The sequence below is a fragment of the Psychrobacter sp. TPE 89C genome, assembly GCF_055522395.1.
The window spans coordinates 111,770-121,623 of the sequence record NZ_JBVFXW010000004.1; the positions used below are offsets into that span (position 1 = coordinate 111,770).

At 41.2% G+C, this 9,854-nt stretch carries 6 protein-coding genes; 2 read left to right on the forward strand and 4 right to left on the reverse strand.

What is annotated here, in order from left to right; genetic code table 11:
* Positions 1-652: 652 nt before the first annotated feature.
* Together ACZW67_RS02865 and ACZW67_RS02870 are read right to left on the reverse strand one after the other, a co-directional pair.
* Entirely contained in the window at positions 653-2,380 is a 1,728-nt protein-coding gene (locus ACZW67_RS02865) for an AMP-binding protein (protein WP_465182086.1), read from the reverse strand.
* A 348-nt stretch (positions 2,381-2,728) separates the two neighbouring features.
* Positions 2,729-4,543 (reverse strand): vWA domain-containing protein, encoded by a 1,815-nt coding sequence (locus ACZW67_RS02870; RefSeq protein WP_465182087.1) that lies wholly within the window; start codon positions 4,541-4,543, stop codon positions 2,729-2,731.
* A 266-nt stretch (positions 4,544-4,809) separates the two neighbouring features.
* Here ACZW67_RS02870 and parC point away from each other — a divergent pair, with 266 nt between their 5' ends.
* Together parC and ACZW67_RS02880 are read left to right on the forward strand one after the other, a co-directional pair.
* A complete protein-coding gene (gene parC, locus ACZW67_RS02875; RefSeq protein WP_465182088.1) occupies positions 4,810-7,116 on the forward strand; it encodes a DNA topoisomerase IV subunit A in 2,307 nt (768 codons plus the stop codon).
* A 68-nt stretch (positions 7,117-7,184) separates the two neighbouring features.
* Positions 7,185-8,231: a TIR domain-containing protein gene (locus ACZW67_RS02880; RefSeq protein ID WP_465182089.1), complete on the forward strand. Its 1,047-nt coding sequence runs from the start codon at positions 7,185-7,187 to the stop codon at positions 8,229-8,231.
* Between the two features lie 162 nt (positions 8,232-8,393).
* Here the strand turns inward: ACZW67_RS02880 and ACZW67_RS02885 are convergent, their stop codons facing one another.
* On the reverse strand, positions 8,394-9,203 hold the full coding sequence (locus ACZW67_RS02885; RefSeq protein ID WP_465182090.1) for a hypothetical protein: 810 nt from the start codon (positions 9,201-9,203) through the stop codon (positions 8,394-8,396).
* A gap of 181 nt (positions 9,204-9,384) precedes the next feature.
* Positions 9,385-9,854 (reverse strand): BLUF domain-containing protein (locus tag ACZW67_RS02890; RefSeq protein ID WP_465182091.1); only part of this gene is annotated, 470 nt, incomplete at its 5' end.

The following is a 9,854-nucleotide window of genomic DNA, read 5'->3' on the forward strand; positions in this document are numbered from 1 at the left end:
TAATGGAAACACCATTATTTTTGTGGTTGATCAATGACAGCAAAACTTGTGAATAAGAAACGAGGATAAGGTAATAGCATTCGTTATTCACAAGATTTGTAAATCAAAGCGCAGTGTTAGATCCATCATAAGTGTTGTAATAGCTAAATAGAATTAAATCAACAATGAAGTCTACAAGGTTGATTTTACAAGAAATATAGAGCGAAAATCATATCCTGTTGTCGTTAAATATAACTATACGCTGATGAGCACTATAGCAGTTTTGCCAAAAATTCTCTATCTATACTCAGTCCTGCCCTCAACTCAATCGATGACTATCTATCCAGTCTAACGATGACTAGGCTAATGATAGCTAGGTTTCGCCAAACCGTATCGCATAACTGATGAATATCTCGATATTGTCGGCGTCATTGTTTTATTTTAACTTTAATATCTATTATTTGATTACTGCTTTTGCAATGAAGACTCACCCTAGCGACATCTTAAAGACAAAATAGACGTAAAAAAATGACAAGATAGCATATACGCAATCTTATCATTTTTAGTGGTGACCCTACTCTGTATTACGATTAGTTATGAACACTAAGTCTGTGTGAGCATTGAGTCTTTGTAAGCACTCATAACTAGTTTTCGAGTATTGAGTATCAATCAATTAGCCATGGTTCTTTTCTTCAAGCAATCGCAAATCTTTACGTAGGATTTTACCCACGTTAGATTTTGGCAATTCATCGATAAACTCAACATGACGAGGACGTTTGTAACCAGTTAGGTTTTCTTTACCATAAGCCAGTACTTCTTCAGCGGTCAGGCTAGGATCGTTGCGAACGACATAAATCTTAGGAGTCTCGCCGCTCTTTTCGTCACTAATACCAATGACACCGCACTCTAGAATTTTAGGGTGGCCCGCCATAACTTCTTCAACTTCGTTAGGATAAACGTTGAAGCCAGACACCAAAATCATGTCTTTTTTGCGATCAACGATCGTCACATAGCCATTGTCAGCCATGATACCGATATCGCCCGTACGGAAGAATCCGTCTGCGGTCATCACTTCGGCAGTAGCATCCTCACGATTCCAGTAGCCTTTCATAACCTGCGGGCCACGAACACTAATCTCGCCGCGCTCACCAAGCTCTACTTCATTACCAGCATCATCTAAGATGGCAACATCAGTCGCTGGCATCGGCACACCAATAGTACCTGTGAATGTTTTACTATTGCTAGGGTTAGAGGTCGCAACCGGTGCTGTTTCAGACAATCCATAACCTTGGATAATAATATTACCCGTTACTTGACGCCATTTTTCAGCGGTTGGACTCAGTACTGCCATGCCGCCGCCCATCGATTGACGCAGCTTGCTATGATCCATCGCGATAAATTCTTCGTTATTGGCAAGCGCGTTGAACAACGTGTTGACTGCTGGGAAGAATGCTGGTGGATTGGCTTTATATGCTTTTAATAAGCTATCAAGATCGCGTGGGTTTGGTACTAATAGCACCACACAACCGCGATATAAACCAAACATACCGCACACAGTAAATGAGAAAATATGATACATAGGCAATGCCGTCATAATGACAGGCTGCTCACCTCTTTGATCGAAATCATCAAAAGCGGTGCCCAAGAAGGTATTGGATTGAATTAAGTTTGCCACTAAGTTTTTGTGCGTTAGCATCGCGCCTTTGGCCACACCTGTCGTACCACCGGTATATTGTAGGACGGCGATGTCATCAAGCGTGATATTGCTTGGGCGTTTGTACTGACTCGCAGCGCTATGACTCAGCGCACTTTTGAAGGTGATGCTGTTGCTAATACTATAGGCAGGCACCATTTTTTTCACATGGCGAACGACCGTGTTGACCATGAATCCTTTGAGCGTACCCATCAAATCGCCCATACCTGTAATCACGACCTTGTCGACTAGACTACGGCCGATGTCTTGATAGGTTTTGGCAAAATTTTCGACCATGATTAACACTTTGGCGTCTGAATCGGTCAGTTGATGCTCAAGCTCTCTGGTGGTATATAACGGATTGACGTTGACTAGGGTGAAACCTGCACGCAGTACTGCAATGACAGAAATTGGCAATTGCAAAATATTGGGCATCATGACCGCAACTTTGTCACCTTTGACCAGTCCTAACGACTGTAGATAGGCCGCCATCTGGCGACTGTATAAATCCACTTCTTTAAAACTTAATGATGAACCCATGCAAATATAGGCAGTCTTGTCACTATTATCCGCAAAGCTTTTTTCAAAAACATCAATGAGTGAAGTATCGTCAGCTGGCATTTCAATATTGTAATTCAGCCCAAGCTCTTCATACGTTTTTAGCCAAACTTTATCATCACGACGGGTAAAATTTACTTGATTTTCCATAATCTTTTTTCTCCTAGTAATAGTACATTACCGTCAGCGTATACTAATCACAGTGTGATAAACATACGAAATGCCAAGCCTTTGCTGACCATTACGGTGGCAAGCAAGGTTACGGCGTAATCGTACAGTGCTGAGCAAACAATATAGCGGTAAATAGCCCTTTGTTTATTAACATACACACTTTGTACAAACTACTCAATACAAAAGATTGGTGCTTGAGTTCGCAAACAGGCTTGACGGAAAATAAAATGTTTTATATCAAATATTTAACTTTGAAAACCAATGGGTTTTTAGCGTTCTATTGGCGAACATTCATCCGTAGAAATCCTATGGTTTGTTACCCGTTCATTACTTTCTACTGTCAAGGGCGCTAGCCAATTCTGTTAAAGTCACAAAGTTACGGCGAGTGCCGTCCTTATCACTGCTTAGCTGACGGGCGAGACTGCTTGTCGCTAGCTTAGTGCTATCATTATATTGCCACTCATTAATGTAATCACTTTGAGTTAAGCGTTGACCAAAACCTGCCACCGCCATTGCAAACTGAGTATCAGCGTTGGCTTTGTCCAGAGAGTGACTGTCATTATTAATTGGTTGACTAAGCAGTTTAGACGTATCGCCTGTAGGCGCTTTATAGCGAATTTTTAGATAACCAAGCTCATTGGCTTGCTGTTTGCTCTTTACCTTAACAGTGGCATTGCTGTCAGTATAACGACGATCACTGTATAGACCTTTTTGTCCTTTAGGCGTGACTTCAAATAGTGCGATAACCGCTTTACCTGCGCCTAGCTCGCCTGCATCGACTTTATCATTATTAAAGTCTTGCTCGTTAAGCACGCGATTTTCATAGCCAATCAAACGCCATTCACTCACGACATCAGGGTTGAATTCAACTTGTACTTTTACATCCTTGGCGACAGTATTAAAGGTCGCGGCCAACTCATCACCAAAAACTTTTTTGGCCTCAGTCAGACTATCGATATAACTGTAGTTACCATTACCATTGTCGGCCATTTGTTCCATCATATGGTCGTTGAGATTGCCACGCCCAAAGCCAACGGTAGATAGTGAGATACCACGCTCACGATTGGATTTGACCAAATCCAGCATATCATCGACATCACTGATACCGACATTAAAATCACCATCGGTCAGCATCATGATACGATTGATACCGTCTTTCTTCATCGCTTGCTCAGCTTGACGATAAGCCAGTTTCAACGCGTCTTCTCCGTTGGTGGAACCTGAGGCATTTAACCCATCAATCGCGGCGAGTATTTTTGCTTTTTGATCACCACTGGTCACAGGCAATGCCACACTGGTGCTGCCCGAATAAGTAACGATACTGATGCTGTCTTGAGCGCGCATTTGCTCCGTCAATAGTTTAAGCGATGACTGCGCCAATGGTAGCTTATCACGCGACGACATCGAGCCTGACACATCTACCAAAAATACTAAATTGGCAGATGGCATGGACTGCTTGGCACTTTTATTGGACCAGCTATTATCCACGGCTTTGATACCCACTTTGACAATCTTATTGTCTTGATCTGCTCTATCCCAAGGCGAATCGACCACTTCAGTTGCGACCACAAATGGCGCATTACCAAGGCGTTTGCCATCATCAAATTGATAATTAAAATAGTTAATCAACTCTTCTACCCGTACTGCATCCACGGGTGGCAACTGACCTTCATTTAGATAGCGGCGCACATTGGCATAGCTGCCCGTATCGGTATCGATAGACAAAGTAGAGACCGCCATATCCGTCGTGCGATGTACAGGATTTGCATCGTTCTTTTGATAATTATCATTTGCCTCTGGTTCGGCGCTGATGGGTTCAGGTCTGACCATAGGTGGTGATATTGAAGATGGTGATGGTGATGCTGTGCTTCTCAGTATTAGGAAAGGGTCAGGAGCTCTCATCTCAGAGACTAGTGACGTATTTGATGTCACAACTGCACGGCGTGGTTTTTTCATCGTAGTACTACTTGAGGTTTCTACCATCGGCTTGGGTGCTATCTGCTTAGATACTGTCTGCTGTGAGCTACAAGCACTCAATCCAACACTGGCGATAATACCCAACAGCAGTGTGTGCTTGGTTAAATGATGAGTGCACGCACGCGATAACGCACTTGATGGATAGACAGATGACGCAGATAACATAGTAACTACTCCGTATAATAGACAGATGGCAAAATTTTCAAAGACAACACAGTGATCAAAAGTTGAATTAACTATACTTCACCTGTTTTGTAAAAGCTATCAACCAAAATGCTATACAGAAACCCAATGAAGCGCGTCACGACCTGTCGTCTATTCTGACTTATACCTTTTTAATTCTGCCAATTTCCTTTACGATAGCACTATCCTATTTGTACGCTTGAACCAATTATCTATACCTATTAAAACTGATAAGTGAATCCTATTTTATGTCTGATGTTATTGATAATACGATTGCCCCAATCATTCCCACTGAACCGATGGATACTCGCTCAGTCGCAGAGTTCACTGAGCAGGCCTATCTCAACTATGCCATGTACGTCATCATGGATCGGGCGCTGCCAAATATCGCTGATGGTCTAAAACCAGTACAGCGCCGCATCGTCTATGCGATGAGCGAGCTAGGCCTAAAATCGACTGCCAAGGCCAAAAAGTCTGCACGTACAGTCGGTGACGTCTTGGGTAAATACCATCCACATGGTGACAGCGCTTGTTATGAAGCGATGGTGCTAATGGCACAGCCGTTCAGCTATCGCTATCCACTCATCACAGGTCAAGGCAACTGGGGTAGCCCTGATGATCCAAAATCATTTGCGGCGATGCGTTATACCGAAGCCAAAATGTCGGCTTATGCCAATACGTTGCTCGCAGAATTGGGTCAAGGCACAGTCGATTGGCAAGACAACTTTGACGGTACGATGCAAGAGCCAACCACCCTACCTGCCCGCCTACCTAACATACTATTAAACGGCACGACTGGTATTGCGGTCGGTATGGCAACAGATATTCCACCGCATAACCTTAATGAAGTGGTACGCGCAGCCATTCGATTGCTTAAAAACCCTGAACTGTCGGTCAAGCAGCTTACGCAATCAATACCAGCGCCAGATTTGCCAACGCCTGCTGAAATTATTACCAGTAAAAAAGATTTGCAAGCGATGTACGAGACTGGTCGTGGCAGCTATAAAATGCGTGCGACGTTCCATGTCGATCCCAAAGAAAAGAATCTCGTTATTATCGATGCGCTTCCTTATCAAGTCTCAGGTAATAAAATCCAAGAGCAAATCGCCAAGCTCATGACCGATAAAAAGCTGCCTTGGATTACCGATATTCATGATGAGTCAGATCACGAAAATGCCTGTCGTATCGTGCTTGAGCTAAAATCAACTCGAGTCGATGTCGCTCGCGTCATGAGTCACCTGTTTGCCAGTACGGAACTTGAAAGTAATTACCGCGTCAATATGAACATGATTGGCCTAAACGGTAAACCGCAGGTCAAAAACCTGAAAGAAATATTGGAAGAATGGCTCGTCTGTCGCCGCTCTGTGGTCACTCGCCGCTTGCAATATCGCCTTGATAAAATCGATAAGCGCTTACACATCCTCGCAGGTTTGCTGATTGCTTATCTTAATATCGATGAAGTCATTCGCATCATTCGTGAAGAGGAAGATCCGAAAGCGACATTGATGCAGGATTATGATCTGACTGATATTCAAGCCAATGCTATCTTGGATATTCGTCTACGTCAATTGGCAAAGTTAGAAGAGATTGAGCTGCGCCGTGAGCAAGATGAACTGGCTGCCGAACGCGCTATCATTCAAGAGTATTTGGACAATCCAGACAGCCTAACCAATCTGATGATTGAAGAACTCACTGCCGATATGAAAGAACATGGCAATGAGCGCGTATCACCATTGGCAGAACGTGAAGAAGCACAAGCATTAAAAGAGTCTGATCTCGTACCGAGTGAACCTGTCACCGCTATCCTATCGAAAGCGGGCTGGATTCGTGCTGCCAAAGGTCATGATGTCGATGCTGCTGGTATGAGTTATCGTTCAGGTGATAGCTATCAAGCGCACGTGCGTGGTAAATCTAATGAAAGAATCTACGTGCTCGACAGCACTGGACGCAGCTACAGTATCGATGCGCACAATCTCGCATCGGCTCGTGGTCAAGGCGACCCACTAACTAGTGTGTTAAAACCACCAGCAGGTGCCAGCTTTGAGCAGCTACTAACGGGTGCTGACGATCAACGCATCATACTCGCCAGCTCCGCAGGTTATGGTTTTATCAATACCGTTGGTAATCTAGATAGCAATCAAAAAGCAGGTAAGAACATTATTAATCTAGCGGCTGATAGTCGCTTGCTCCCTGTTGCGCGTATCGATGCGCCAGTAGATTCGACCGCTAATGCTGACGGTGAGAATAGCAATACAAGTGTGGCACCTGACCACGTCGCTGTCACGACCAATGCGGGATATTTACTGATATTTGCTCTTGATGATTTGCCTGAACAGGCGCGCGGCAAAGGTAATAAACTTATCAAGTTAAAAGACGGCGAAGAGGTGCTTACTATCACGCCACTCAGTCAGCAAGACAGTTTAGTCATTACCGCTGGCAAGCGTCATGTGACGCTAAAACCAAATGACTTGGCTAACTATACGGGTGTTCGTGGCAATCGTGGTGGTCAGTTGCCAAGAGGCTTTCAGAATGTGACGAGTGTTGAGGTTAGTTGATTAGAGTTTTTAAGTTTGGGTGAGCTGGGTTAAAAATTCATGATTTTATGCAAATTAAGGAATGTTTAATGTATCGTAAAGTTTTCATTAGTCACGCTTCCGAAGATACAGATGATGCTGAATCTATCTATAGCCTCCTAAAATCTAATCATTATGAGCCTTGGTTAGATTTCAAAGCATTAAAGGCAGGGATGCAATGGGATTACGAAATTGAGCAAGCACTTCGAGAGTCAGACTTTGTTGTTATTCTTCTATCGAAAGTAGCGACTAATAAAAGAGGTTATATTCAGAGAGAAATCAAACGTATGGATAGATATTCTGAAGAGAAACTTTCAGATGATATTTATATTCTGCCCATATTAATTGATGACTGTGATGTTCCGAGAAGCCTATCTAAATACCAGTACATGAAAACTAGCCAAGTAGATTTTAGAAAAAACCTATTAGATTCACTGAATTTTCAAAGGGAAAAGTATCTAACTTTAATTGACAAGTCTGATATTTTATTTGATGACTGCGTGAAAAAAGCAGAAGGTTTTGATCTTAAAATCAGCACACCTTATGACTGCCATATTGACTATTACATATGTAGAGATAACTCATTTTTTGATTCAAACTACATAAACTCATTTATTGAAAGAGAGATTTATGATCTTATTGATACTTTCCGAAATGATGAAAAAAAGTATGGTTTAAACTCATCTCCTCAGATGGAACATGCTTACATTGAAATTAGTAATTCGATAGTTATACATTCACCAGAAGTTTTATCAGTATCAACTGGCATAAGTGAATATTCGGGTGGAGCTCATCCAAATCATTACTTAAGTCACAAACATTTCGCTTTAAACCCAGAAAGAACCTTGCGACTAGAAGATTTTATTGAGTTCAAATGCTTAACAGAATGGCTAACAAATAAAATTGATAAATATGCAAAAGAGGACCAAGGTTTTCTATTAGATTACATTAACGCGGTTAATGAAAACAATATTGATTTCCACTGGGATAGTGAGAATTTTACAATAAATTTTATGAGCGTCACTCCTCATGCTTTAACAGCAATAAGTTATTTGGAAATACCAAAGAGTGATATAGCTTTCAAGTTAAAAATTTAAAACCTTTAGTTTTTATCAAATTGATCTCTTCCTACTAAAAAAGCCGCCTACACAAACGTATAGACGGCTTTTTATGAGATCTAGAACAAGTGACTATTCTGTGCATCAATGCGAGCTTGTTCTTTATCGTTAATCACAATATCAATCCCATCTCAATACTGACTAAAAGCAACTGCTATCACATCGGCCATATGCTACTGCTATCGCTCCAACAGCAATGCCAGCACCTAACAGTTGAACAGGAAACGTCACTATATCTACTGCCATGGCAACAGGTAAAAGTACTACGCCAAACTTATTAGCATTGCTACTGGTTTTCCACTTATAATTCAGCTGAATATTCAAAGGCTGCTTTAGCTTATAATTCACTTCGTTAATATTCTGTACTGCAGAAGCTACCGTCAATTTAATGTTTACTGCACGCTGACAAATTAAATTTGGTTGTTCAGCGACAACGGCCGTTTTGCACTCAAAACCAAAACTTTCTAACTGTGATTGCTCATTCAGCTTTAGCACATTGACTGGCTTAGCATAGATTAAGCCGATATCTGCTGGTACATTTTTGATCTGATTTGATTCATCGCTTTTTACATCGAGAATTAACTTATTAGAGTCAGCCTGTGTCTTTTTCTGCACATCTTGATTTGAATATGAGGGATTAGTATCGATATATAATGAGCCTAAATCCACTTGTGTGAAAATTCTCTTAAATAGATCTGACGAGGTGTCAACAGAGACTACAGGTTGCACTAAAAAGCTATAGTTTTTACCTGCCAAAATCATAGCGTCCTCATAGCCCTGTATTGGCTTATTAGGATATCCCACTGCAATAACACTCTCAGATAAGATGTTTTTTTTGTGATCTTTCGTGTTGTCACTTTTAGTATAATCTGAAAGAGCAGTAGTCGCGCAACCATTTAATACGATTGATGATCCTAAAAGCGTTATTAGCAATAGAGACAGTTTTTTCATAAATACAATCCGTTTAAGTTATTCAAATAGCAAATGCCTCAGATGATAATACACAACATATGTAGAATTAAAATATTTAATTTTAAAATCTATAAATATGAGATATCGAAAACAAAAAAAGCCGCCTATACAATGTAATGTATAGGTGGCTTTTTTACGCTAATCAGAATAGAGAAACCATCTAAGACTTATTGGATTCTGTATCCGCAAAGATCGCTTTCAAAAAGCTTGTAATCTGAGTACTTTTCATTAGATAAGGATTAAAGTCAGCACCTGCTGAAAAGCTTTTTAGGGTATATTCTTCGTCTTCTACGCTTGATGTTAAATATTTTAATAAAAACCCATCCCATCTACGTACTTCTACTTCTTCAACCATACTGAGATGAGGTCCTAGGTGAGAATATTCATTGATCAATTTTACTAATATTTCATTGATAAGAGGTCTTGGACCTTCGATATTTTGAATGAAGTAATTGTCATTAACCACAAGCGCTGAGGTTACACCATTTTTTTCATTGTTTCTTCGCCATTGCTCAAGAAGGCGAGCCAATTCTATTCCATTATTACTGTCACTATTTTTGCCAATATACGTTAGGCTGAGAATAATATGCTCGCCATGTCTTTTTCTATTTTCTGAAGGTTGGCTAGTAG